We start from the raw sequence: 302 nt of genomic DNA on the forward strand, positions 1-302 counted from the left end.
GCTCATGCGGTGTGGCTTTATCTGCGGTTCAACCTTAGTCTGCGTGAAGTTGAAGAAATGCTGCTTGAGCGTGGAATTGACGTATCATACGAGACAGTTCGTCGTTGGATCGCCAAGTTCGGACCCCAGATCACACGCAACTTGCGGCGGCGTCAGGCGCGCCCTGGCGATATTTGGTATTTGGACGAAGTGGTCGTCAAATGCGCTGGAGAGAAATTCTGGCTCTGGCGTGCGGTGGATCAACATGGCTCCGTTCTCGAAGAAATCTTGCAGAAGCGGCGTGATAAAAGGGCGGCAAAGCG

At 54.0% G+C, this 302-nt stretch carries 1 protein-coding gene; it reads left to right on the forward strand.

Features of this window, described 5'->3' with window-relative positions; genetic code table 11:
- Positions 1–302 (forward strand): IS6 family transposase (locus HWX93_RS22815; protein WP_176038828.1); only part of this gene is annotated, 302 nt, incomplete at both ends.

It is taken from the genome of Brucella tritici, assembly GCF_902825325.1.
Taxonomy (GTDB): Bacteria; Pseudomonadota; Alphaproteobacteria; order Rhizobiales; family Rhizobiaceae; genus Brucella.